Below are 24125 nucleotides of genomic sequence, written 5' to 3'. Positions count from 1 at the left end.
GAATCCGCATAACTCAAAAGGAATGATCTGATGAACAATACAACAAACACTGACATTGTGGCGGCGCCCTCAGCAGAGCGGATAGTGCTGCTGGATGCCCTTCGTGGTTTTGCGCTGTTGGGTATCCTGCTGATGAATATTGAATACTTCCAGCGGCCGCTGCAGGCAATTATGCTGGGTTTTGATGTAAGGCAGCAGGGCGCTGATTATGCCGTAGCCTGGTTTTCTTTCACTTTTGTACAGGGCAAATTCTACACCCTGTTCTCTTTTCTGTTTGGTCTTGGCTTTGTTGTGTTTATGGACCGGGCCATAAGTAAAACCAGTGGTGTGCGGATGTTATTTATACGCAGGCTGGTCATCCTGATGCTGATAGGTGTCGCGCACCTGTTACTAATCTGGGGCGGCGATATTCTGCATTTGTATGGCTTTTTGGGGGTGTTTTTGCTGTTTTTTATTAACAGCACAGTGAAAAAATTATGCAAGTGGGGGCTGGCATTTAATTTGGTGATCCCCTTACTGATGCTGTGGCTTGGAGCGCTGGCGTTACAGGGGGCTATGAGTATTCCCGGGACAGCAGCCGAAATGCAGTCAGAGTTTGAACAGGACAGAGTCACTTTGCTCGGGGATATTGCCCGGGCCGACAGCATTTACGCTTCTGGTAGTTACTGGCAGGCAGTGCAATGGCGGCTCCATGAATGGTATGCCATGTACCTCGATGGTGGATTGTTATTCTTCGGGCCGGTGGTATTTGGCGCTTTTCTTATCGGTGCTGCTTTCGGTCGTGCCGGGGTGTTTGCCAGTCTGTCAGCTAACCGGGTTTTATTTAAACGTCTGGTGCTCTGGGGCTATGGACTCGGCTTGCCCGCTACACTGGTTTGGGGGGTAAAGGGACAGACTCTGGAGCCCCTTTATCCTACCGTGGAATATGCGACGATGATGTCCGTCAGTCAGATCGCTAATCTGGCGCTGTGTCTGGCCTATATAGGTACCTTCTCATTGCTGTATTTGCGCGGAGCTAAATGGGTAACCTATCTTGCACCGGCAGGGCGGATGGCGCTGACCAACTATTTACTCCAGTCTGTTGTTTTTACGATGCTGTTTTATGGTTATGGTGCCGGCCTGTACGGTGAGTTTGGCCGAGCAGCAACGACCCTGATGGCATTGGCATTTTACGCCCTGCAGTTATGGCTGAGCCATGTATGGTTACAACGGTTCCGGATGGGACCGACGGAATGGTGTTGGAGGGTGTTGACCTATGGCAGGATCCAACCTTTGAGAATCTGAAATTGCGTGACTAATTGCCCTTAACCTCAGAGGATTTGGTAAACTCCCCCTCTGTTTTTTTGCCTGAGTTACTGTTGTATTAATGAGTGCGCCTTTCTCCTTACCTGTTATGGATGTTTACACCGAGCTGACTGGGGCGCTGGAGCAGAAAAACGTTATTCTGTCTGCCCCGCCGGGAGCCGGTAAATCTACCTGGTTGCCGTTGCAGTTATTAAAACTACCCTGGTTGTCCGGCAAGAAAATTCTGATGCTGCAACCTCGCAGAGTGGCAGTCAGGGCCATCGCCGGCTACCTGGCGCAGCAGTTGGGTGAACCTGTAGGCCAGACAATAGGTTATCGCATTCGTGGCGAGACAAAAGTAAGCCAGGCAACCAGACTGGAGATCCTTACAGAGGGCTTGTTGACCCGGGTGCTGCAACAGGATCCCGAACTCAAAGGTGTCGGGCTGGTGATTTTCGATGAATTCCATGAACGCAGTCTGCATGCTGATTTTTCACTGGCACTGTGTCTGGAAGTGCAGCAGGCGTTGCGTGAGGATGTAAGGCTTCTGGTAATGTCAGCCACGCTGGAGCAACAGGCGTTGCAGACGCTGCTACCCAAGGCGCAGAATATTCAGAGCATGGGGCGAAGCCACCCGTTGCAAATCCACTATAAGCCAGCCCCTGCCCGGAGCGACGTATTGCAGCATATGGCGGGTGTGATAATACAGGCGCTGGAGGATAACGACGGCAGCGCACTGGCCTTTTTGCCCGGCGCCGGCGAGATCCGCCGCCTGGCACAGGTGCTGGCGGACAGATTACCTTCAAACTGCCGTCTCTATTGTCTATTTGGCGAGCTGGGCAAAGAGGCGCAAATGGCTGCGGTGGCGCCACTGCAACAGGATCAGAGGAAACTGGTACTGGCCACCAATATTGCCGAAACCAGCCTGACCATTGAAGGGATCAATATGGTCATCGACAGCGGGCTGGAGAAGGTGGCTCGTTTTGATCTGAATCAGGGTATCAGCCATCTGCGTACTCAGCGTATTTCTCAGGCTTCCGCTACACAACGAGCCGGGCGTGCCGGCAGGCTGGGGCCGGGTATCTGTTACCGTTTGTGGCCGCAGGCGGAGCAATCAAGGCTGGCGGAGCAAAGTACCCCCCAGATATTGCTCAGCGATATGTCACCGATGATATTGGAGGCCGCGGCATGGGGCACAGAAATCACCAATCTGGCGTTATTGGATCAGCCCATCGACGCGCAAATTGAGCAGGGTAGCTCGTTGCTTCAGTCCCTGCAGGCATTGGACAGCCAGGGCCGCATCACCCCTCATGGCCGTAAGTTGTGCACTCTTGGTTGCCATCCCAGGCTGGCTCATATGTTGATAAGGGCTAAAGACTTTGGTAAAGAGGAACTCAAGCTGGCTTGTGTTCTTGCCGCACTTACTGAAAGTAAAGACCCACTTCGCACATCTTCTACGGCATCGGTAGAAGAGCGTCTGAGTTATTTATGCCAATACCCCAACGATCCTGTTTATCGCCTGGCTGCAACGTGGTTTAAACGACTCAGCAATGAGCGCAGAGCTGATTTTTCCGGGGTGGATCCGCAGCCTGCCGGCGGGTTGCTGGCTCTGGCTTTTCCTGATCGTGTAGCCAAATCACGAGGCCAGGGCCGTTACCTTATGGCCCGGGGAACCGGGGCTATGTTGTCTGAACACGACCGCCTGGCCCGCAATGAGTATCTTGTGATTGCCAATCTGCTGCAAACAGGCACCGGAGGGGATGCGCGAATTTCCCTTGCTGCCCCCCTCAGGGAAGAAGAGTTAATGTCACAGTTCAGCGAACAAATGGTCACAGAAACGGTCTGTCAGTGGCAGCCTGCACAAAAAGCGATGCAGGCAAGGGCGCAGCGGCGGTTGGGTAAGCTGGTATTATCCAGTGAGCCGGTGCCGGTAGAACCGGGAGAGGCTTTGCAGCAGCGCTGGCTGGAGCTGATTCGCCAGCAGCGGCTGAACTGGCTGCCGATGAGCGATAATGCCTGGCAGTTTATTAATCGGGCCAGGCTGGCGGCCACTTGCTTGAGAGGCCTTGGGTGCTGGAGTGAGTCTGCCTTGCTGGAGGATATGGAAAACTGGCTGCTGCCTTATCTGGATAACTGCACGAGTTTCAGGGCACTGCAACAGCTGGATTTTGTGGCTTTGCTGAAAAACCGGCTCGACTGGGCACAGCAACAGACTCTGAATGAGCTGTTTCCCGCTCAGATTCAGGTGCCCAGTGGCAGTCGTTGCAAACTGGATTACCGCCGCGATGGCTCGGTGGTGCTGGCGGTGAGAATGCAGGAACTCTATGGCTGGACACAGACCCCTACGCTGGGCCGCGGACAGATAACAATACAGCTGGAGTTACTGTCACCGGCGCAGCGACCATTGCAAAAAACCGCCGATCTGCAAGGCTTCTGGGCCGGCAGCTATAAAGAGATCCAAAAAGAGATGAAAGGCCGTTACCCTAAGCATTTCTGGCCGGATGATCCGGCCAGTGCCCAGGCTACAACCAAAACCAAGAAGAAGATGTAATGGTAAAGAAAAATACTTCAAACACGTCCCGCAAGGCTCCAACCCGTCGCGCTAATGCTACTAAGAGCAATGCAGGTAAAAGCCGTGCCAGTAATAGCAAAGCCCGACCTTCCCTGGCAGCCAGAATCTGGTCCTGGAGCTGGCGTAATAGCTGGAAGTTTATGCTGGTCGGCTTGTTGTGTCTGAGCGCCTATGGATTGTATCTGGATGCCAGCATTAAGGCTCGCTTTGGGGGCAACAAATGGCAGGTGCCTGCACAGATATATGCCCGCCCTTATACCCTGAACCGGGGACAACAACTAACCATATCTGAGGTAGTAGAAGAACTTAAATGGTTGTCATACCGTCCGGTTGCACAGGTACAAAGCAGTGGACAGTATGCCGTAAAGGGTAACCAGTTATTCTTTTATCGAAGGGATGCGTTGTTTGCCGAAGGGCCACAGACGGGGGCTCCTGTCAGGCTGACTTTTACCAGAGGCGAACTCAGTGATATTCGTTTTAACGGCCGCGCCACTGAACAGGTGCGTCTCGAACCCTACCTGGTTACCCGTTTTACCAACAGCAGCGGTGAGGACCGCATGCTGGTGCAACTGGAAGATGTGCCTCAGGAACTGATCACCATGCTGTTGCAGGTAGAAGACCGGGACTTTTATCAACATCACGGTGTTGCACCTTTAGCGATACTCAGAGCCCTGGTCGCCAACATCAGCGCAGGGCGTGCCGTACAAGGGGGCAGTACGCTGACCCAACAGTTGATTAAAAACCTGTTTTTAAGTAACGAGAAGACCCTGATCAGAAAAGCAAATGAAGCGCTGATGTCGCTGGTAATTGAACTTCGCTACAGCAAGGACGAAATTCTGGAGGCGTATCTGAATGAAGTTTTTCTTGGCCAGAATGGCATAAATGGTGTTCATGGCTTTGGATTAGCCAGCTATTTTTACTTCGACCGCCCTTTGAACGAGCTGACGGTGCCCGAAATGGCATTATTGGTGGGGATGATCAAGGGCCCTTCTTACTACAATCCGAGACGCAATGAAGAACGGGCGCTGGAAAGACGGAATCTGGTATTAAGATTATTATTCGAGGCGCAGGCAATTGCGCCACAACAGTATCAGGCCTGGTTACAGACTCCGTTAACGCTGCGTCGGTATAGTCGGCATAACCGCAGTACCCATCCGGCTTTTATGGATAAAGTGCGCGAAGAATTACAGCGCGTATTGCCCGATGTTTCTCTGCAACAGGCAGGCATTAAGATTTTTACGACCTTAGATCCATTAGCCCAGCGCAAGGCTGAGTCGGTAATAAGTGAGGGCATAGAGCGCATCAGTAAACAGCGTGAACTACCGGAACTACAGGGCGCCATGGTCGTCACAGATATCGCCAGCGGTGGAATTCGTGCCATGGTGGGGGATAAAAATACCCATTATCAGGGCTTTAACCGGGCAATGGATGCAAGGCGGCCAATAGGCTCGCTTATAAAGCCGGCGGTTTATCTGACCGCACTGGAGCAGCCTTTTTATTACAACCTGGGTACACCGATTGCCGATAAACCGATTCAGCTGAAAAGCAGTGAAGGTAAGTTATGGGCACCACAAAATGCGGATAAGACATTTCGGCAACAGGTGCCATTACTGCAGGGCCTGAGTGAGTCGTTGAATGTGCCTACTGTGACACTAGGCATGGAACTTGGGTTGGATGCCATCGCCGGCACCATTAAACGACTGGGGGTACATCAGCATGTTCCCCGTTATCCGGCGATGACATTGGGAGCGTTGTCACTCTCGCCATTGCAGGTAAATCAGCTGTATCAGACTATTGCCAATGAAGGTGGCTATATTCCGGTGCACAGCATCAGCGCAGTGGTGGATAATGATGGAAGAGTGCTATGGCAGCATCAGCAAGTTGCCAGGCAACGGGCCGATCGTAAGGCGGTGTATTTGCTCAATTATGCCCTTAACCGGGTCACCCGGGAGGGTACCGCGAAGGCACTCAAACAACGCTTTCCGCAATTGCACCTGGCCGGAAAAACCGGTACCACTAATGATTACCGTGATTCCTGGTATAGCGGTTTTGACCGCAACCATCTGGCAACCATCTGGCTGGGAACGGATGACAATAAGAGTACCGGTCTGGCAGGCGCCAGTGGCGCGCTGCCGTTGTACATGGATTACCTGCAGCAAAGTCATCCTAAGTCGTTGTCCCGGCCTTTCCCGCAGGGGCTCGGCATCGCGCATTTTGATCTTCAAAGCGGCACGCCCGTGCAACCGGGCTGTGCTGGCAGTATTAGTGTACCGGCGGTAACAGACGCTCTGCCGGCACCTGCTGATTGTCTCAGTACCGAAAGGAAAAAGCCGGAGAAAAAAGAAAAAAGCTGGTGGCAGAAGCTGTTTGGAGGGGAGTGAACTGCTGAATGAGCAGCGAAAAAACCTGTAATTAAAGATTCAGCGCCCCATCCCAGTCTTTGGGCAGCACCTGGCGGCGTAACAGCTGGCACTGCTCGATATGGTGATTCAGCAGGGTATCGCCGGGACTCAGGTGGCTGGCTTCCACAAAACAGGCGATGGCCTCGTCCCATTCGCGGGCACGTCGGTGGGTGATGCCTTTTTCCAGCAGGGGCGCACAGGCCAGCTTCTGTTTTTTAATATCATCGTTTTGGTGAGCGATGATTTCGTATATTTCCACCGGTTTCTTCTTGCCTTTGACACGAACCCAGTCCATCAGCCGGTACTCGTATTGTGATCTCGCTTCTGCTGTATCCAGCAACTGCGCACTGACCAGAATATCCGCTTCATATTGCGGGGCCAGAGACTCCAGCCGGTAAGCGATATTGACGCTGTCACCGATAACGGTGGTGTCCATTCTGTCTTCAGAGCCCACAGTGCCGAGAATTACCGGGCCAAAGTGAATGCCGATACCGATATTGATCGGCGGGTAGCCTGAGTTGCTGCGGTGTTGATTGTATTGCAGCACCGCTTTACGCAGCGCCAGCGCCGCCTTTATGCTGTCCCGGGCCTTGTCTTTATTGCTGCCACCGGGATGATCAAACAGTGCCATAATGGCGTCGCCGATAAATTTGTCGATAAAGCCACCATTGGTGTGAACCGGCTCATTCATACGCATAAAGTAGGAATTCAGAAAGTTCATCAGCTCCTGTGGTGACATGCGCTCCGACAGACCCGTAAAACCGCGGATATCACAAAACAGGATGGCCACTTCATCTTCATCGGCCCGGCCCAGCTCCAGCGTATCCAGGCCATGCTTGGCAAAATGCTCGGCAAACTGACGGGGTACAAATTTTTCGAAGGTTTTACTGATGCGTGCAGCCTGCTCCGATTGCGAATGATGGCCTGCAGCATAATCCTGCGGCGCCTGAAAGGTATGAGACTCCAGTCTTACCACCGGGCGATGATAGGCCACTCTGGCCTGGCGCAGCAGGTTCGCCAGGATCAGTACCAACACTGCGAGAAAGACGCAGGTGGCAATCAGCAGCAGTGTCACAGGGTGGGAAAACAGCTCCGTCATCATGATTCAGGTCATACTCAGTAAAGAAAAGCCCGACAATCCCTGTCGTTCAGGCATCAAAGGTTTGCCAGTACCTTATCGGCGGCATTCAGTGTTTGCTCAATAATCTGGTCATTATGGGCCGCAGATACAAAGCCCGCCTCATAGGATGCCGGTGCCAGATATACACCCTGTTTCAGCATGCCATGATAGAACTGATTAAACTGCTGCTGATTGCAGTTAATGGCCTGCTGATAATTGGTGACCCGCGGCACACCGGTAAAGAACAAGCCGAACATACTACCCGCATGGTTAATGCTCATAGGAATGCCATGTTTGTCGGCAAGGGCTTTAAAGCCTTTGGCCAGCTTTTCAGTGCGTTTAGTCAGTGTGGCATAAAGGCCGGGCTGTTGGATCGCAGTTAATGAGGCGAGCCCTGCGGCCATGGCTACCGGATTACCAGACAGGGTACCCGCCTGATACACAGGGCCGGATGGGGCAATGTGAGACATAATCTCCCGTTTACCGCCAAAGGCGCCTACCGGCATGCCTCCGCCAATAACTTTACCCAGGCAAGTCAGATCAGGCTTGACGTTGTAATGGCCCTGCGCACCGCCAAGGGCAACACGAAAACCTGTCATCACCTCATCCAGAATCAGAACGGTGCCGTACTCATCACAGATCTCGCGCAGCCCTTCCAGAAAACCCTCTACCGGAGGAATACAATTCATATTGCCGGCCACCGGCTCAACGATAATACAGGCGATTTGCTCACCTACTTCTGCAAACGCCTGGCGCACGGAATCCAGATTATTGTATTCCACGGTCAGGGTATGCTGCGCCACATCAGCTGGAATACCAGGGGAGCTGGGTACGCCTAAGGTCAATGCGCCGGAGCCGGCTTTAACCAGCAGGGAATCGGCATGACCGTGATAGCAGCCCTCGAATTTCAGGATCTTGTCCCGCCCGGTATAACCGCGGGCCAGACGAATCGCGCTCATGGTGGCTTCTGTGCCTGAGTTAACCATGCGAACCATCTCCATGGAGGGCACCAGTTTGCTCACCAGCTCGGCAATATGGATTTCAGCTTCAGTTGGGGCGCCGAAACTCAGACCTTTTTCTACCGCGGCTAATACCGCTTTTTTTATCTCCGGGTGATTATGGCCCAGCACCATGGGGCCCCAGGACTGCACATAGTCGATATAGCGCTTGCCGTCGGCATCAAACAGCCAGGGGCCATCGGCCTTATCAATAAACACCGGCGTACCACCGACAGCTTTAAAAGCCCGTACCGGCGAATTCACGCCGCCGGGAATATGTTGTTGTGCGCGCTCAAATAATTCTATGGATTTTTGCATAATACCTTCGTTTTTGGCTCTCACCGTGGTGGCGGTTCTAAAGATTCTGTTTACTGCTGTACCACTGCACTTCGCAATCGTAATTTGCGACGATATCTTCTACCCCAAGAGTTAGGGCAAACAGGGCCATTCGGATCAATACCCCATTATCTACCTGGCGGAATATGGCCAGGTTCGGGTTCAGATTTAAATCGTTATCCAGCTCATTTGCATCTGCTCTGGAATCCCGTGGCAGCGGATGCATGATCACCGTTTTAGATTGAAAATGCCGCGTGTAGATATCCTGATTCAGACGAAAACGGCCGCGGTATTTATTCGCTTCCAGTTGTGACTCAAAGCGCTCTTCCTGAATCCGGGTCTGATAGCAGATATCCGCATCCATACTGCCTTCCATCAGTTCTGTGACCTTAAAGGTATGGCCGCTATTTGTAATCAGTTCCAGTATGGCATCCGGCATAGCCAGTTCTTTGGGGGAAATAAGGGTGAAATGAATATTTTTATACAGACTCAGCAATTTGGACAATGAGTGCACCGTACGGCCATGCTTAAGATCGCCAACCATGGCGATATGCATGCCATCAATGCTATGACCATGAAACTGCAGTTCTTTACTGATGGTATAAAGATCCAGCAGCGCCTGAGTAGGGTGCTCGTTGGCACCGTCACCACCATTAATAACAGGAACCCGGCTACCTTCGGCAAACTCTGCTACTGAACCCGCATCGGGGTGGCGCATAGCCACGATATCTGAATAGCTCGACAGTACCCGCGCCGTATCATACAGCGATTCCCCTTTGGACAGTGCCGAGGTGGCCATACCGGCTGTTTCCCGTACCTCACCGCCGAGCAGATTAAAGGCGGTCCCGAAGCTCACCCGGGTACGGGTGCTGGGTTCGAAAAAAAGATTACCCAGAATCGCGCCATCCAGCACCTTGGTGCGTTTCAGACGATGGGCGTAAGGGCGCATCGTGTCTGCCACAGCAAAGATTTGCGCGATGCTGTCGGGGTCGAACTGGCTGACTGAGAGAATATGCTGACCTTTAAACTGATTCATGGCACTGACAACCTGTTGGACGGCAAAAGTGCGGCAATTTTAGCAAGGCTGAAGGGTTATACCAATCACTGATTGCGCACAGTAGCGGATATAAAAGGTATTAACTTACATTCCTGATAATCGAATGCAATGCCAGCATTTTCTGGCCTGTGCTTCATGTCTGGATTACATTCAATAAGACATGGGCAGGAATTCCTGCAGGTACATGTCAGAATCAAGAGGGTAAAGGTTATGATCATTCTGGTTGGTGGTGAAAAAGGCGGTAGCGGTAAAAGTTGCCTGGCACAGAATATCGCGGTTTACCTGCGCACCGAGCGCAATGCCTCAGTACTGATGGTGGACTGTGATCCTCAGCGAACGACATCCGACTGGATTCAGGAGCGGAATAACAACAAAACAGAGCTAGCCAATATCAACTGTGTTCAATTATACGGCAAAATACGTAATGAGCTGCTAAGCCTGCGCAATCATTATGATTATGTGGTTGTTGATTGCGGTGGGCAGGACAATCTGGCCCTGCGTTCTTCAATGGCCGTTGCCGATCATATTCTGATTCCGCTGAGACCCAAGCGCCGCGACCTCAAGACTGTGCCACATATGGAAGACATTATCTCTACCTGCAAGATGGTTAACCCGAAAATGAATGTGGCGTTTCTGATCACGCAATGTCCGTCTCTGCCTTCATTGGCACCGCGCATTATTGAAGCCAAAGAAGTCTGTCGTTCCTTTGAGATCCCCGTGCTGAACTCGGTTACCTTCAGTCGAAATATGTATGACGACAGCGAAGAGCTGGGATTGTCGGTGATGGAGAACGAACCACAGGGTAAAGCTGCCTGTGAAATCCGAGCCATTGTTGATGAACTGTTTGCCCGCGCCAAAGGAGAGAACTATGATCTTCGCCAGTTTGAAGAAAAGCTCGCCGTCGGCCAGTCCTGAGGCGGTCAGTGTTGATGAGTTTATCGAAGGAGCGGAAAATTACGCCCGTGGCTTAAAGAAGGTCGTCAGACTCCATCCCTCAACAGTAGTGACTAAAGAGGGCCATTATGAGCCTTTGAAAACAACCAGCGTTACTCTGACCGCAGAGGCCAGGAATACGCTGGATCTGTTGTCGGCACAAACCGGCATTTCCCGTTCCAGGCTGATGCGTATCTGGCTCGCCGGAGTAGAAGTGGAGCTGGAAAAGGATCACTATCTGGCCAGTCAGGTTCGTTAGAAAGTGGCCTGTTTGGTGTAGGGTCGACTTTAGTCGACTGCCCTTCATCACTCAGAGCATAGAGATTTCTGACAATAAACTGCTAAGCTCAATTACCCATTCAAAAAAGAGCAAAGCGATGCGTATCATCGGCGCAGGCGTAGGACGTACAGGAACTTATTCACTTAAACTGGCAATTAATGAGCTTGGCCTCGGCCCCTGCCATCATATGGAAGAGGTGCTGCATAATATGGATTTGCAGGTACCCCTTTGGAAGGATGCATTGCGTGGGGAGGCTGACTGGTCTGCCATTTACGCTAATTACAACAGTGCGGTTGACTGGCCAACGGCAGGGTATTTCCGCGAACTCTATGATGCATACCCGGATGCCAGATTCATCTTATCTCACCGCGAACCGGAGAGCTGGGCAAGCAGTTTTGGCTCCACCATTTATACGCTGTTGGGCACCAGAGGTGATGCGACGAAGGAAATGCGTGACTGGCTGGATATGTGCTCTGGCGTGATTGAAAAAACCGGCTTTCCCTCCGGCCTTGAACATCAACAACTAAAGGACGCCTTTATCGCTCACAATGAAGCGGTTAAAGCGACCATTCCGGCAAGGCAATTATTGGTCTTTGAGGTAAAAGAAGGCTGGCAACCGCTCTGCAATTTTCTTGAATTACCGGCGCCAGATAAACCTTTTCCAAGAACCAATCACCGACAGGAATTCTGGGACAGGGTATCGGGTAAGATCTGAAACCGTGTCATATAAGTCAGGGCCTGTCGCAATGTCTACCAATGGCGAACGGTCCGATGAAAGATCCCTGAACATCTTTGATTGTTGCGGATACATTGCTACCAGAACATATTCTCCCCGCGTTAGAAGGCGTTTTGCCGGTTTTTCCCATGCGTTGAAGTAACTACAGGCATCCAGACTATGATGTAGCTTCCACATTTCAGCGACTTTTTAGTCACATTTGCTTTGCTAGACTCCCTGCGATTCATCAAATCAATACGGTCGATTTTTGGAGGGGTGCAATATGAGCAGGCAATTGAAACAGGTCTCGTGGTTAACTCTTAGAGGGATAACATTATGAGCAGGCACTTTAGACACGCATCGTGGTTAACGCTGTGGGCGCTGCTGATTGGCGTTCCACTTTTTACCCACGCTGCAGAGGCGCCCGGTGCGCTGACTGTCATAGTCAAAGATCAGAATACTGAGCGGCCACTGTCAAGCGTGCAGATTACGCTCAAGGAACGGGAAACCTCTTCCACGCAAACCTTAGAAACCGACCAACAAGGTCGCATTGTCGTTGAACCGCTAGACCCGGGCCTCTACTCGGTGAATGTAGCCAAAAGCGGCTTCGCTTCGTTATATGAGCCAAGCGTACGCGTGGTGACACGCAAAAATATCAGGATAGAATTCGAACTCAGACAAGTGGAAATTGAGAAAGTCGTGGTGCTGGGAAACCAAACCGATGCGTTTGCATCAGCTTCCAGCACCTATCTCGACAGAGAAGCGTTGCGAAGCGCTGTAGGCGGTGGCGCAGATCCACTCCTCTCGCTGGACGGATTGCCTGGCCTGTCATCCGCCAGTGAATTTGCAAGCTTTAGTGTACGCGGCCGAGGCCCGAGAGATAACTTACTCTTCGTTGATGACTTTCCCTTTGATAAAGCGGTGCACTTTGATGCAACACTGGGTGAAGAGGAAGATGTCGGTGGTGGTGGCCGTTTCTCGATATTCGCACCGAATGTTATCAGCGGAGCAGAGTTCTCACCCGGTGGATGGGGGGCGGCTTATGGTGGCCGTGCTGCGTCGCTACTCAAACTGGAAGTTGCCGATGGCAATCCAAGCCCTTCAGCAAGTCTGCGCTACGACCTTGCAGGCTATGAAGTGGGTTACGACGGCCCTATCGGTATAACCGAAGACGCAACGATGCTCGTTTCTGCCAGGCGACTGGACTTTGGCGCTTTATTTGAAACGATTGAAGAACTGGACATCGGGGAACCTGTGTTAAGAGATATCATCGTCAAGTCGGTCATACCCATCAATCAGAATCACACATTTGAAATTCTGCTGATGGATACACACGAGGACTATTATCGCGACGTGACTCACGTTTTCGAGTCGCCCAATTTCGAAGATGCTGCGCTTCAGAATTCTGAACAAGATAGTGATTTGTATGGTCTGACATTGCGATCATTAATCGGTGAACAAGCTGTCTGGACCAATAAGGTTTACTATCGCAAAAGCGACAAGATCAGCTCAGAGGGTGAAGCTTTTCCTGATCTCGTACCTGCGGGATCGCCCGCGTCCAGTTTTCCAGTGCGGGAGGACATTATTACCATAGGTGAAGATGAAACAGAGATCGGCTGGCGCAGCGACTTTGAGACAGTGAATCAATGGGGTGTGTTCAGTGCCGGTGTTCGGGTAACGCAAATTGAACTGGATTATAACACTGTCCTGGATGGCGATTGGATCCGATTTGTCTACGACGACGATGATTTCAGACCCGATCCCGAACAGCGTTTTATTGTGCTTGAGCCCGGGAATATTAACTCTTCAATACGTCAGAAAGAAACCAGCTATGCTGGCTACGTCGATCAGGTGTATGAATTCGATCATTGGGACTTTGGCACGGGTTTACGGGTCGAGCGGGACGGTTTTGCCGACGAAAGCTTCGCCTCGCCCAGGTTCAGCGTCAACTGGCAGCCGGGCAAAACGGTCAGATATTTTGCCACCGCAGGGCTGTTTCATCAGTCGCCACGGTTTTTAGAGCTTGCTGCTAACGAGTCAAACGACCTTCAGACCGAAAAAATCACCCATGGTAGTGTGGGTATAAAATATTTCCCGAACAACAATTGGTCGGTATTAACCGAGGCCTATTATCAAAACCTCGACGACCTGGTGGTAGACCTTGATCGGGCAAACGGTACGTTTGCCAATATTGGTGACGGCACATCGTACGGCGTCGATATCGTGATCAATGGTACGATCCGCGAAGGCCTGTACGCTACCGCAACCTATTCTTACAACGATGCCGTAGTCGACCGCAAAGACGGTCGCGGTGAGGTAGCCGCTGAATTCAGTCGGGAGCATGTCGCAACCCTCGGTCTGACCTGGGAAATCAGCGACCGCTGGAAGGTCGCCGGGCGCTACAAATACCTTTCCGGCAGGCCAGACAACGAATTTATCATTCACTCAGACGTGTTGGGGCCAGGGCAACCTCTGCGCTACTCGAAAGAGATCACTGAGCGCAATATCGGTCGTAAAGGCGGTTCCAGCTTGTTGAACGTTCGTGTTGACTATCGGCGCGCAATTGGCCCCATAGATGTCACCGCCTTTCTCGATGTCATTAACGTAACGGCAGCGTCCTCAAGTGATGATACCGAGTTTGACTACCGCCGGGGCGTTGAAGTGGAAGACGAAAGCGAAGCCGAGCCACTGATTGGTCTGCGACTGGACTATGCATGGTAACGGCCTGGTAAGGAGGAACAGTAAATGGTACACGCGCTTGGTGCGGCGCCGGTTAGAGCCTTGATTGTCGAAGATAACCGCGACATATGTGAGAATATTGCCGCCTATCTCGAAAAGCATCGCTATATACTGGATTTTGCCTATGACGGTATCAGCGCGATGCACCTGGCGTTGACGCATCCGTTTGACGTTATTGTTCTGGACCTGATGCTTCCGGGGATGAATGGCCTGAGTTTTTGCCACAAGTTGCGAACTGATGCCAAAGTAGAAACGCCTGTGCTGATGCTAACGGCGAGAGACACCCTTGACGATAAACTTAAGGGGTTCGAAGCGGGAGCCGATGACTATCTGGTCAAGCCATTTGCATTACAGGAACTGCATGCCCGACTGCAGGCGCTTTACAAACGCAGCCACGGAAAAACCGACAACCTGTTAACTGTTGGTGATCTGACGCTGAACAGGTCCACGTTGCAAGTCCATCGTGCAGGCAGGCGCGTCGATCTCAATCCTGCTGGCATGAAATTACTGCAACGACTGATGGAACAGGCGCCGTCCGTTGTGGCTCGGGATGACCTCGAAACCTTGTTATGGGCTGATGAGCACCCTGATGGTGATGCACTTCGGTCGCACATGTACAAGCTGCGGCAGGCTATTGACAGGCCGTTTGATAGCCCGCTAATTCATACGGTACATCGTATCGGGTACCGAATTGCAGAGGATGCGTAGAGGCTATTTATCTTTCATATACGCGCTCTGCTGGCGGCCATTTTATTGTCCGGCAAGGCAACAGGAGTAAAGTTTAGTGGGCCTAAATAAGCGACTGACCAATGGGAATGAAACCCATTGGAACAGCAAAGCTGGCCGCGAAGCGGTGAAATATAGGGATATATTTCATATAACGCCGCTGGGCGGAAAAAAATGCCTGGAGCATTTTTTAACAGCTTGGCTGGCCGCTTGCCGGCGAGTATCAAGGATGATCCGAGTAAAAATGGCCCCAGCCCCCTTTTTTAAAAGGGAGGGGGTTGAGGCTAAAAATGGCTCACTCTGCGTTGCGCCCGGTTCGTTTAGATGGCTAAACCACACCACTCGCGCCTTGATTGAGCCATTTTTATCTCTCAACAGAGGGGTATATGAAAGATAAACAGCCTCTCATGTACCGGCACAGTTTGCGCAAGCGTGTCGCGATTGCATTTGCGATCTGTGTTGCTGTACTCAGCATGGTCTGGGGATTTGCTTTCCTCGCTGCGATCAGGTTGAGCGAAGACCGGGTACTGACGCAACAGCTACAGGTTGCCGCCGAAAGCTATCCCTCTCTGACAACAAATCTTCGCGGCTACGATGACGTTGCCAGCTTGCCGGAATCACTGCGGGAGTGGGCGCAAACAAACCCCGCTGAGGGATTGTATGAATTCGAATCCGAAGAGTTGCATGTCGCAGTGCTGTCTACCGACAATGAAAAGCTGCCTACCGACAATGAAGAGCCATCAGCCGAAAATGAATCGCCGCGCGCCTTTGTGGTTTTCGACGTTGCCGGGATTGAGGCGGCCTCATCAGAGGATTGGTGGTTGCTGCTGGTTATCATTGGTGTCGTGGGTACGCTTGGTACCCTTGGTTTCGGGTTGGGGGTTGTTGTGATGCGCAGGGCTGTCGCCCCGGTTGTGCAGCTCGCCAAAGTGGTCGCAGATATCGATCCGGAACACCTGTCAGACGAAGATCATAAACGCATAGAGTCCGGGCGGTTCGGCGATGATGAGGTTGGCCTGCTCGCTGGAACTATTGAGAAGACGCTTCAGCGTATCAGCGCATTTGTTGAGAGGGAGCGATACTTTACCGATTCAGCCAGTCATGAGTTACGCACGCCCATCACGGTGATAACAGGTGCACTTGAGCTGCTGGAACAAAGCGATCTGTCAGCGACCGATGTGAAGGCGCTGGATCGAGTCAGGCGGGCGACCCTCGACATGAGAACCACGATTGAAATGTTCTTGTGTCTCGCCCGCGAAACCGATGACGGGTTGTATGATAAGCAGTTTTTGGTAATGCCGCTGGTAAGCCATGCGATAGATCAGCAGCGCTACCTGTTGAGCGGCAAGTTCGTCGATGTTGAAATTGACGAACTCGCAAACCCCAGCGTCTGCGGGCACCCACAGGCTTTTTCAATTGCGGTTAATAATCTGGTGCGAAATGCGTTCGAGCACACCCTCGACGGGCAAGGACCGATCACGATTCGTCTTAAAGAGCACGAGCTCTTAGTCACCAATCAGGTGAGCCGTGATGCTGATGAGAGGCACACGCAGATCGAGCCGCCGTCTCACGGCTATGGCCTGGGGCTGGGGATTGTGCAACGGTTGTGTGAGCGCAATGGCTGGTCGTTTTCGCTGCTCGCTGATGAAAAACGTGTAGTCGCCCTTCTTTCGTGGTGACGTCGGGTTTTTCATTTGAATGATGGATATTACCAATATCAAAACCCCGGTTTAAGTACCGCCAGCAGCACCACTGCCAGCAATACCAGCACCGGGGCCTCGTTCAGGATGCGGTAGAATTTCGGTGAGTGGCGGTTGTTGTCGGCGGCAAAGTCTTTTAACAGCTTGTAAAGATAGAAGTGGTAGCCGTAGAGCAGGGCTACAAGAGTCAGTTTAATATGCATCCAGACAGAAGCTTTCAGCCACTGCATACCATAAAGGTGGATGAGGCCTAAACCGAATACCAGGGTGAGCAGGGCAAAAGGGGTCACAAACCACCACAGGCGCCGCTCCATTATCTTAAAAGTGTTGCGGGTTGTCTGGTCGTTGGTTTCGGCATGGTACACAAACAGCCTGGGCAGATAAAAAACACCGGCAAACCAGGCCACCATAAAAAACAGGTGCAGGGCCTTAAACCATAACAACATCAGTATTGCTCCTTGAGTAATTCGGCGTGTAGCCTGTTCCAGGTAATAATGCCAACGATCTCTTCCGGGGTATCTTCATAGATATACACCGCGCCATCCCGGCTGGCCTGCAGCTCTTCATACACCTCTGCGAGGGTGGCCTGGGAGGGCAGCCCTTCCATGGTAAAAAACTTCAGTGGCTTGGTGTCTTCATAGCCGAGACTGGTGTCATATTGAACCAGCGCAAACTGCTTACCAATTTCAAAGTCCTGCGCCTGTACTACCAGCTCTGTGGGATTTTCCTGCAGATGTGCCAGCAACTGGCTTTCCATGGGGTCGTTAAAGAGACGGAAGTCAGGGCTCATTTCTGCCAATACGCCGGTTTTCTGCAGATGCTCGCGAACCGAAGAGCTGGTGTATGACAGCTTCTGAAAATCAAGCTGGCGGATAAAGATGGAGCGGTTACCCAACAGCTGGGTAGAAGTAACATAGGCCGGCACAATCACCAGCATGGCAGGCAAAATCACCTGGGGTGAAAAAGACAGTTCCATTACTGCAGACAGTGCCGCCAGTGGTGCGTGTAATACTGCGGTAAGCAGCCCGGCCATGCCCAACAGGGCGAAGCTGCCGGTCAGCTCAGAGGTGTCTTCAATAAAGATGCCCAGCGGCAGTAATAATATGGCCCCGGCTAACACGCCCATACCGATAACGGGGCCGATGATTCCACCGGGAATGCCCAGGCCCAGTGCAATCAGGGTCAGGGCCAGTTTGGCGGCGAGAATGGCAAACAGCAGTACCAGATTATCCGGAGAGTTAACCAGAAACTGAATTGAGCTCATACCAGAGCCCATGGCCTGAGGCAGCAGGTAACCGATCACACCGGTTAATAACCCCGCCAGTAACAGGCGGCTGACCATGTTTAATGGCCGGAACCAGCGAATAAGGTTCATCAGTTGATTGTTAAACAGGGTCGCCAGTGCGCCCAATACCATTCCAACAGGGATCAGATACAGATAGAACCAGTAGCTGAAATTGACAAAATGCAATAAATCCAGCTCGCTGCCTTCACCGAATACGAGCCTGGTTAACACGGAACCACAAGCAGCAGCCAGCATCACCGGAATAAATATATGGATTTTGTATTCCCTGAGCACCACTTCCATGACAAAGATCACGGCAGCAAAGGGGGTGTTAAACGAAGCAGAAATACCGGCGGCGATGCCGCAGCCAGCCAGAATACGGATACTGTTATAGGGCAATTTCAGCCACAGGCCGAAAAAGCTGCTGCCCGCTGCGCCCAAATGCACTGAAGGCCCTTCCCGGCCTACTGAAAATCCTGCAGCCAGCGAAATTACCCCGCCAAAAAACTGGTTAATCGTGGTGCGCAGGGGTATAAGACCGTAGCGATGCTTGACCCGATGAATGACATAGGGAATGCCCATGCGATAATGTTTAAAACCTGTGATATAAGCAAAAAACAGAATCAGCACTGCACCAATAATCGGCAGAATAAATCTGTCTATAGCAGCTAAGGTGGTAAAATTGTCAATCTGTTGAATATACAGGTGCTGTATTGTTTCAATACTCAGACGAAACAGTATGATAAGCAGCGCGGCACAACCGCCGCCCACGATTCCGAGCAGGCAAAGTTGAACCGAAGTTCGGGGGTGAGCAAGTTCCCGGCGCAGTCCCTGTAGTGACATCGTTATGCTGACTTTGAGGCTTATGTCCAGAAGTCTAACACAAGCACCTGTAACTAAAGAAGAAATCACAACATCTGGAGTATGGCTTGTTAAGAGGAAGTGAGATTAAACAGCGGCTGGGTGCCATGCGTTTTTACCTGTTGTTGGCAGCGTTATTGTTAGCCGCGCTTTATGCTGGTGTGCGGATGGGAAATGTTCAGTATCAATACCAGAAAGAAAAGATCGCCGGACTGGAGCAGACGATTGACTCCATTACCGACGAAAACCACAAGCTGACCAAGGGTCTGAATATTGTTGGGGTTGAGCTGGAAGTGGAACGTCTTGCCAACCAGAAACTGCAGACCAGCCTTAAGCAGGCCATGGAAGGTGAAGCCTCTTTGCGTCAGGAGCTGGCATTTTTTCAGAAAATTATGGCTCCTGAGCTGGAAGAGCAGGGGGTAGTGATTGAATCTCTGGACATTGAAGCCAGTAACAGCCGGGGATATTACCGGTTTGCGCTGGTGCTGATGCAAAAAAATCAGAAAAAAGGCATGGTGCAGGGGAATGCTTCACTGACGTTGCAGGGTACAGTAAACGGCGAGAGCCAGGAGCTGGATTTATTGTCATTGATGGAAGAGCCGCCTGCTAAACTGGGCTTTAATTTTCAGTATTTTGAAGTACTGTCAGGCACGTTTAAGTTGCCAGAGGGCTTTGTTCCCCAGCGCCTCAAGGTAGATTGCAATGTTACCAAACCGAAACGGGGCAGGCTCGAGCGCAGTTTCCGTTGGGTGTTGAAAAACACTGTTCAGAACAGTACACAAGGCAATACTTGATTGAATTAGTCAGGTATTAGATAATGCCTGCCGTTTCATTCTGTATATCCCGCTTTCACTGAGGTAATCATGTCCGTTCAAACAGCCTGTCCGATAGAGTTTTCTGATGCCGCGGCCCATAAGGTCAAAGAACTGGTGGCAGAAGAGGAAAATCCGAACCTTAAGCTCAGGGTATTTGTGACCGGTGGCGGATGCTCCGGTTTTCAGTATGGATTTACCTTCGATGAGAAAGTCAATGAGGGCGACATGACCATAGACAAAGATGATGTGACGTTGGTGGTAGATCCAATGAGCCTTCAATATCTGGTTGGTGGCATTGTGGATTATGTAGACGGATTGCAGGGCAGCCGGTTTTTGATTGATAATCCTAATGCGACCACGACCTGCGGCTGTGGTGCCAGTTTTAGTGTTTAACCTTAAACACTAAACTCTCAGAGGAGAAAGGTAATGCTTAAATTGTACGGATCAACCACCTCGCCCTTTGTCAGGCGCCTGCGTCTTTGGCTGGCGAATGTGCAGCATGAATTTATCAACATGCAAATCTTTTCCGGTCCGGATCGCGAACTGTTGGCAAGTATGAATCCGACCCTCAAAGTCCCAATGATTGAGGATGATGGTAAGGTTATCTATGATTCCAGAATCATCTTTCGTTACCTGACTGACAAGTTCTCTGAAAATCCACTGAACTGGGAGCATGAGAATCTGCTGACCCTTATCGATTCGGCTAATGACTCTTTGGTGCAGTCTTTGATCCTCAGACGTTCTGAAATAGAAGAAGACAATAACAAGCTGATTTTCAGACTTCAGAATGAGCGTATTCAGACTATTCTGGAGCACCTTAACCGTTTGGTTGAAGAAGGGGAGTTTTCCCAATGGCATTATCCTGAGATCTGCCTCTACTGCCTGGTGGACTGGATTGAGTTTAGGGAATTGCACGATCTCTCGGCAATGCCTGCCCTGCTGGAGTTTCAGGCCAGGCATAAGGACCGTATTGAAGTCACCACCACCGATCCCCGAAACCCTGACTGACAGGAAAAAGTATGAATCAGGCGCAAGCATCAGAACAATTACAACAAGCTATCACCGCGCTGCAACAAGGCCGGGCTCATGAAGCCAGGTCACTGTTTAATACAGTGGTACAGCAAGTGCCTCAGGCTGCACAAGCCTGGCTGGGTCTGGCATTCAGTTGTTCCAACCTGGGCGACACTGAAGCCGCTATGGCGGCCATTGAGCGTTGCCTTAAGCTCGAGCCGAGAAATATCAGAGCGCTTTTGTTTAAAGGGGAGCACCTGGAGAATGCGGGGCAGAGCCGCACGGCGTTGCCGTTTTTTGAAGCGGCTTTGAGTCTGGCAGCCAATATTCAGGAGCCTTTGCCAGGTGACATACAAAAAGGTTTACAAAGAGCACAGCAGATGACGGATAAGTTTTCTGCTGAATACACTGACTTTCTTCTCAACAAGCTTAAACAGAAGGGGTATCAGCCGGCGCAGGCCAGCGACCGCTTCAACCTGTCTCTGGATATCTGTCTGGGGCGCAAACAAATTTATCACCAGCAACCGAATCGCTTTTATTTCCCCGGGCTGCCGCAGCGACAGTTTTATGAGCGCAATGAATTTGACTGGATAGAACAACTGGAAGCGCACACAGGTGATATCAGAACTGAGCTTCAGGCCCTGTTGAAAACCCCTGAACGCTTCTCGCCCTATCTGCAATCAGATACAGACATTCCGGAGATCAATGAATCCGGGAAAGACATTATCAATAATCCTGACTGGGGCGCTTTGTATCTATGGGAATATGGCCAGCAGGTAGAAGAAAACGCCCGTGCCTGCCCAAACACCATGGTGGCAATGGATAAGGTACCTTTGCCTCATGTTACCAGTCAGACACCTATCGTGCTGTTTTCGCGTCTGGCTGCTAATACACATATTCCGCCTCATCATGGCATGCTTAATACCCGTCTTATTTGCCATTTGCCGCTGATAGTCCCGGATAAATGTGGAACACTGCGCTGTGGCAGTGATCAGCGGGAATGGGTTGAAGGTCAAACCCTGATCTTTGACGACAGCATCGAACACGAAGCCTGGAACAACAGCGATGAGGACAGAGTTGTACTGCTGTTTGATATCTGGCGTCCCGAATTGACAGAAGATGAAAGGGCCCTTGTCACAATGATGCTGGAGTCTGTCAAAGAGTATCAGGGAGCCGGATAAACGAAGTTTTATCCACATCCTGATCCGGGGTGTGGATATGTTCCCATCAAACGTTTCTGTACCGCACACCTGCCCCCGACCTTTCAGGTTTCTTACCGATTTATTCACTGTCTGAAACATGATCGATGGTGCTTGGTGGCGCTATAGTAAAGAAAACTTTGCTGTTCTGTTAAAAATACCAGCAACATCCTTTGTCATAGAATTATATTCGGTATAACCTCTGCATATACTTTTTATGTGCGGAGTTTATCAATGTACACCAAGGAACAAGTTGACCAGGCTAAAATCCTCTCTCCACGCCGGAATACGACAGAGTCTGCCTCTATGGAGGCGCTGGCTGCAGAGCAGCTACAGCACTTTGGCATCGATATGCAAACGGATTATGGTAAGGCTTTGTACGACACGGCTTTGCACCTGTATCAGGCGCAGGTGGATGTCAGCCAGCTTTGGGCAGTAACCACACAAACTCTGAATAGTCTTAGCCATGAAGACAAGATCGCGCGTTTTAATGCGAAGAAATTTCTGTCGTTCCAGTTAGCTAAAATCCTCGATACCCTGCAAAACCCTTTCAGAGCAGTGCATCAAAGTCTGCATAAACAGCAGGGCTCACATATGGTCAAGGGGCACTACCCGCTATTTGATAATGTAACGGCATTGTTCTCCGCAACACCGGTAATTGTGCGTACCGCTACTTATGTTTATGCCTGCACAGAATGGATAGACGACGCCTTCCAGGGGAAAGAGTTTACTCACCAGATTTACTCACGTTTGCTTAATCCTACAGCCATCTCACTGGCAAACGCTATTGTCGATCTGGAAGCGGGCAGGTATTCGGCCGATTATCTGGCCTGGAATTTCAATTCGGGCATGGCAGCTATAGATGGCGTGCTCAGCAATGTACTCAACCATGGTGATGTGTTGGTGGTATCCCGTAATGTTTATGGCGGGGTCTTCCAGTTACTGCAGGATTATTTCGCTCGCAGTAACCGCATGGATATACAGCTGGAATGGTTTGACGGCTATGATGAACAAAGTTTCAGGGAATTCTTAGCCGGGGTGAAGCAACGTCATACCAAGCGGTTGGATCAGGGCAATGCGTTGCACGTTTATCTTGAATCACCCTGTAATCCTCATGGCTATGTACTGGATGTGCCGGGGATCTGTCGAACAGCACATGCACAAGGTCATCTGGTGATGCTGGATGCAACACTCGCTACGCCGATTTTATCTACGCCACTACAACGTGAAGACAAGGCAGAGCGCCCGGATTATGTTATTCACAGCTATACCAAGGACATTTGTGGCAGTGGTGCCACTACGGCAGGGGTTGTCATCGGTGAAACCTATCGCATGTTCCAGCCTAAGGGCGACAATGCCAACGGAGTAGACTGGTCACAGACCATGTTCTGGGATGTGTTCTATATCAAAGGGGCGTTTCTCGATTCTGAGAAAGCTTTCGATGTACTCAACGGCATGAAAACCCTCGAGCAACGGGTGATGAACAAGGTAATCAATACCCAGGTATTGAGCCGGGTGTTAGCTGCCCACCCTGATTTCAGAGTAAATTGCCATGCTCTGCCAGACCATCCCAATGCCGGATTGCGGGAGAAACAGCATCGCCACGGCTGGCCGTGTGCGCTGTTTACTGTAGATATGGAAAATGCGGCTCTGGACAGGGATTCCTTTGTCCGGTTCTTCGATGCACTGGAACCGGGGTTCAGCCATCAGGTGTCTATTGGTCAGAACAACACCATTATTCTGTGTCCGGCACTGACATCTCACTCGGAGCTTGCAGAGGAAGATCAACACGCTGCGGGTATCTTTCTTACTACTATGCGTATTGCCGTGGGCACCGAGAGTATCAAGGAGTTGATTGCACACTTTATTCACTCGGCCAGAATGCACATAGATCCTGTTCGTCCGGGTTTCAGTGATAAGTTTATGGCTGGCGAAGAGATTGACGCGCTGTATTTACAAATCAGTACTGAGGTATGTCGCCAGCATTATGGCTCCAGTGCCAGTATGGTTGAATTACTGGCAGAGTGATTCAACAGGTATTATGTAACGGATATTTTTGCCGATACAGGGGCAGCACATTCAGGAGTACATA

General features: G+C 51.1%; 19 protein-coding genes. 14 read left to right on the top strand and 5 right to left on the bottom strand.

Features of this window, described 5'->3' with window-relative positions; translation table 11 throughout:
• Positions 1–30 precede the first annotated feature (30 nt).
• From CDA54_RS08340 to mrcB, 3 genes are all read left to right on the top strand, one after another.
• Entirely contained in the window at positions 31–1284 is a 1254-nt protein-coding gene (locus tag CDA54_RS08340; RefSeq protein WP_099034544.1) for a DUF418 domain-containing protein, read from the top strand.
• 82 nt (positions 1285–1366) lie between these two features.
• On the top strand, positions 1367–3835 hold the full coding sequence (gene hrpB, locus CDA54_RS08335) for an ATP-dependent helicase HrpB (protein ID WP_099034543.1): 2469 nt from the start codon (positions 1367–1369) through the stop codon (positions 3833–3835).
• Positions 3835–6237, top strand: a complete 2403-nt coding sequence (mrcB, locus tag CDA54_RS08330; protein ID WP_099034542.1) for a penicillin-binding protein 1B — start codon at positions 3835–3837, stop codon at positions 6235–6237. Before hrpB ends, mrcB begins: the two co-directional genes overlap by 1 nt.
• A gap of 31 nt (positions 6238–6268) precedes the next feature.
• On the opposite strand, the gene CDA54_RS08325 is transcribed toward mrcB, so the two are convergent.
• Genes CDA54_RS08325 through CDA54_RS08315 form a run of 3 tightly spaced genes read right to left on the bottom strand, consistent with a single transcriptional unit; the run spans position 6269 to position 9748 of the window.
• Complete coding sequence (locus tag CDA54_RS08325; protein WP_099034541.1) at positions 6269–7357, bottom strand: adenylate/guanylate cyclase domain-containing protein; 1089 nt, start codon at positions 7355–7357, stop codon at positions 6269–6271.
• Between the two features lie 56 nt (positions 7358–7413).
• Positions 7414–8694, bottom strand: a complete 1281-nt coding sequence (gene hemL, locus CDA54_RS08320; protein ID WP_099034664.1) for a glutamate-1-semialdehyde 2,1-aminomutase — start codon at positions 8692–8694, stop codon at positions 7414–7416.
• 37 nt (positions 8695–8731) lie between these two features.
• On the bottom strand, positions 8732–9748 hold the full coding sequence (locus tag CDA54_RS08315) for an aspartate carbamoyltransferase (RefSeq protein ID WP_099034540.1): 1017 nt from the start codon (positions 9746–9748) through the stop codon (positions 8732–8734).
• 231 nt (positions 9749–9979) lie between these two features.
• Here CDA54_RS08315 and CDA54_RS08310 point away from each other — a divergent pair, with 231 nt between their 5' ends.
• The 6 genes from CDA54_RS08310 to CDA54_RS08280 all read left to right on the top strand — a co-directional run bounded on the left by CDA54_RS08310 (position 9980) and on the right by CDA54_RS08280 (position 16841).
• Positions 9980–10684, top strand: a complete 705-nt coding sequence (locus CDA54_RS08310; protein WP_099034539.1) for an AAA family ATPase — start codon at positions 9980–9982, stop codon at positions 10682–10684.
• Positions 10638–10961: a hypothetical protein gene (locus CDA54_RS08305; RefSeq protein WP_099034538.1), complete on the top strand. Its 324-nt coding sequence runs from the start codon at positions 10638–10640 to the stop codon at positions 10959–10961. Before CDA54_RS08310 ends, CDA54_RS08305 begins: the two co-directional genes overlap by 47 nt.
• Positions 10962–11079: 118 nt before the next feature.
• A complete protein-coding gene (locus CDA54_RS08300) occupies positions 11080–11697 on the top strand; it encodes a sulfotransferase family protein (RefSeq protein ID WP_099034537.1) in 618 nt (205 codons plus the stop codon).
• Positions 11698–12033: 336 nt separating this feature from the next.
• The gene (locus CDA54_RS08295) at positions 12034–14418 is read left to right on the top strand and encodes a TonB-dependent receptor (RefSeq protein WP_099034536.1); all 2385 of its coding nucleotides are present in this window, start codon (positions 12034–12036) and stop codon (positions 14416–14418) included.
• Positions 14419–14442: 24 nt separating this feature from the next.
• On the top strand, positions 14443–15144 hold the full coding sequence (locus CDA54_RS08290; RefSeq protein WP_099034535.1) for a response regulator transcription factor: 702 nt from the start codon (positions 14443–14445) through the stop codon (positions 15142–15144).
• Between the two features lie 404 nt (positions 15145–15548).
• Positions 15549–16841 carry a sensor histidine kinase gene (locus CDA54_RS08280; RefSeq protein ID WP_099034533.1) on the top strand — a complete coding sequence of 431 codons (1293 nt, stop codon included), beginning with the start codon at positions 15549–15551 and terminating at the stop codon, positions 16839–16841.
• Positions 16842–16879: 38 nt separating this feature from the next.
• Here CDA54_RS08280 and hemJ read toward each other — a convergent pair whose 3' ends face one another.
• Together hemJ and CDA54_RS08270 are read right to left on the bottom strand one after the other, a co-directional pair.
• Positions 16880–17311 (bottom strand): protoporphyrinogen oxidase HemJ, encoded by a 432-nt coding sequence (gene hemJ / locus CDA54_RS08275; RefSeq protein WP_099034532.1) that lies wholly within the window; start codon positions 17309–17311, stop codon positions 16880–16882.
• Positions 17308–18990, bottom strand: a complete 1683-nt coding sequence (locus CDA54_RS08270; protein WP_099034531.1) for a chloride channel protein — start codon at positions 18988–18990, stop codon at positions 17308–17310. Before CDA54_RS08270 ends, hemJ begins: the two co-directional genes overlap by 4 nt.
• A gap of 86 nt (positions 18991–19076) precedes the next feature.
• On the opposite strand from CDA54_RS08270, the gene CDA54_RS08265 reads away from it, so the two are divergent.
• The 5 genes from CDA54_RS08265 to CDA54_RS08245 all read left to right on the top strand — a co-directional run bounded on the left by CDA54_RS08265 (position 19077) and on the right by CDA54_RS08245 (position 24061).
• Positions 19077–19802, top strand: coding sequence for a DUF6776 family protein (locus CDA54_RS08265; RefSeq protein WP_099034530.1), 726 nt, complete (start codon positions 19077–19079; stop codon positions 19800–19802).
• A gap of 69 nt (positions 19803–19871) precedes the next feature.
• A complete protein-coding gene (gene erpA / locus CDA54_RS08260; RefSeq protein ID WP_099034529.1) occupies positions 19872–20216 on the top strand; it encodes an iron-sulfur cluster insertion protein ErpA in 345 nt (114 codons plus the stop codon).
• Between the two features lie 33 nt (positions 20217–20249).
• Positions 20250–20831 (top strand): glutathione S-transferase family protein, encoded by a 582-nt coding sequence (locus CDA54_RS08255; protein WP_099034528.1) that lies wholly within the window; start codon positions 20250–20252, stop codon positions 20829–20831.
• A gap of 11 nt (positions 20832–20842) precedes the next feature.
• The gene (locus CDA54_RS08250; RefSeq protein ID WP_099034527.1) at positions 20843–22015 is read left to right on the top strand and encodes an aspartyl/asparaginyl beta-hydroxylase domain-containing protein; all 1173 of its coding nucleotides are present in this window, start codon (positions 20843–20845) and stop codon (positions 22013–22015) included.
• Positions 22016–22267: 252 nt separating this feature from the next.
• The gene (locus CDA54_RS08245) at positions 22268–24061 is read left to right on the top strand and encodes a trans-sulfuration enzyme family protein (RefSeq protein WP_099034526.1); all 1794 of its coding nucleotides are present in this window, start codon (positions 22268–22270) and stop codon (positions 24059–24061) included.
• The last annotated feature ends 64 nt before the right edge of the window (positions 24062–24125 follow it).

The sequence above is a fragment of the Lacimicrobium alkaliphilum genome, assembly GCF_002591895.1.
Classification (GTDB): domain Bacteria; phylum Pseudomonadota; class Gammaproteobacteria; order Enterobacterales; family Alteromonadaceae; genus Lacimicrobium; species Lacimicrobium alkaliphilum.
The sequence above is the reverse complement of the archived record's forward strand: the minus strand, read 5'-3'. Positions and strand labels throughout refer to the sequence as shown.

Excerpts from the sequence above, each read along its gene's own strand:
- CDA54_RS08310 (WP_099034539.1), top strand. The coding sequence starts at position 9,980 with ATGATCATTCTGGTTGGTGGTGAAAAAGGCGGTAGCGGTAAAAGTTGC.
- CDA54_RS08280 (WP_099034533.1), top strand. The coding sequence starts at position 15,549 with ATGAAAGATAAACAGCCTCTCATGTACCGGCACAGTTTGCGCAAGCGT.
- CDA54_RS08295 (WP_099034536.1), top strand. The coding sequence starts at position 12,034 with ATGAGCAGGCACTTTAGACACGCATCGTGGTTAACGCTGTGGGCGCTG.
- CDA54_RS08340 (WP_099034544.1), top strand. The coding sequence starts at position 31 with ATGAACAATACAACAAACACTGACATTGTGGCGGCGCCCTCAGCAGAG.
- CDA54_RS08255 (WP_099034528.1), top strand. The coding sequence starts at position 20,250 with ATGCTTAAATTGTACGGATCAACCACCTCGCCCTTTGTCAGGCGCCTG.
- CDA54_RS08245 (WP_099034526.1), top strand. The coding sequence starts at position 22,268 with ATGTACACCAAGGAACAAGTTGACCAGGCTAAAATCCTCTCTCCACGC.
- erpA (WP_099034529.1), top strand. The coding sequence starts at position 19,872 with ATGTCCGTTCAAACAGCCTGTCCGATAGAGTTTTCTGATGCCGCGGCC.
- mrcB (WP_099034542.1), top strand. The coding sequence starts at position 3,835 with ATGGTAAAGAAAAATACTTCAAACACGTCCCGCAAGGCTCCAACCCGT.
- CDA54_RS08290 (WP_099034535.1), top strand. The coding sequence starts at position 14,443 with ATGGTACACGCGCTTGGTGCGGCGCCGGTTAGAGCCTTGATTGTCGAA.
- CDA54_RS08250 (WP_099034527.1), top strand. The coding sequence starts at position 20,843 with ATGAATCAGGCGCAAGCATCAGAACAATTACAACAAGCTATCACCGCG.
- CDA54_RS08305 (WP_099034538.1), top strand. The coding sequence starts at position 10,638 with ATGATCTTCGCCAGTTTGAAGAAAAGCTCGCCGTCGGCCAGTCCTGAG.
- CDA54_RS08315 (WP_099034540.1), bottom strand. The coding sequence starts at position 9,748 with ATGAATCAGTTTAAAGGTCAGCATATTCTCTCAGTCAGCCAGTTCGAC.
- CDA54_RS08300 (WP_099034537.1), top strand. The coding sequence starts at position 11,080 with ATGCGTATCATCGGCGCAGGCGTAGGACGTACAGGAACTTATTCACTT.
- hemL (WP_099034664.1), bottom strand. The coding sequence starts at position 8,694 with ATGCAAAAATCCATAGAATTATTTGAGCGCGCACAACAACATATTCCC.
- CDA54_RS08270 (WP_099034531.1), bottom strand. The coding sequence starts at position 18,990 with ATGTCACTACAGGGACTGCGCCGGGAACTTGCTCACCCCCGAACTTCG.
- CDA54_RS08325 (WP_099034541.1), bottom strand. The coding sequence starts at position 7,357 with ATGACGGAGCTGTTTTCCCACCCTGTGACACTGCTGCTGATTGCCACC.
- hrpB (WP_099034543.1), top strand. The coding sequence starts at position 1,367 with ATGAGTGCGCCTTTCTCCTTACCTGTTATGGATGTTTACACCGAGCTG.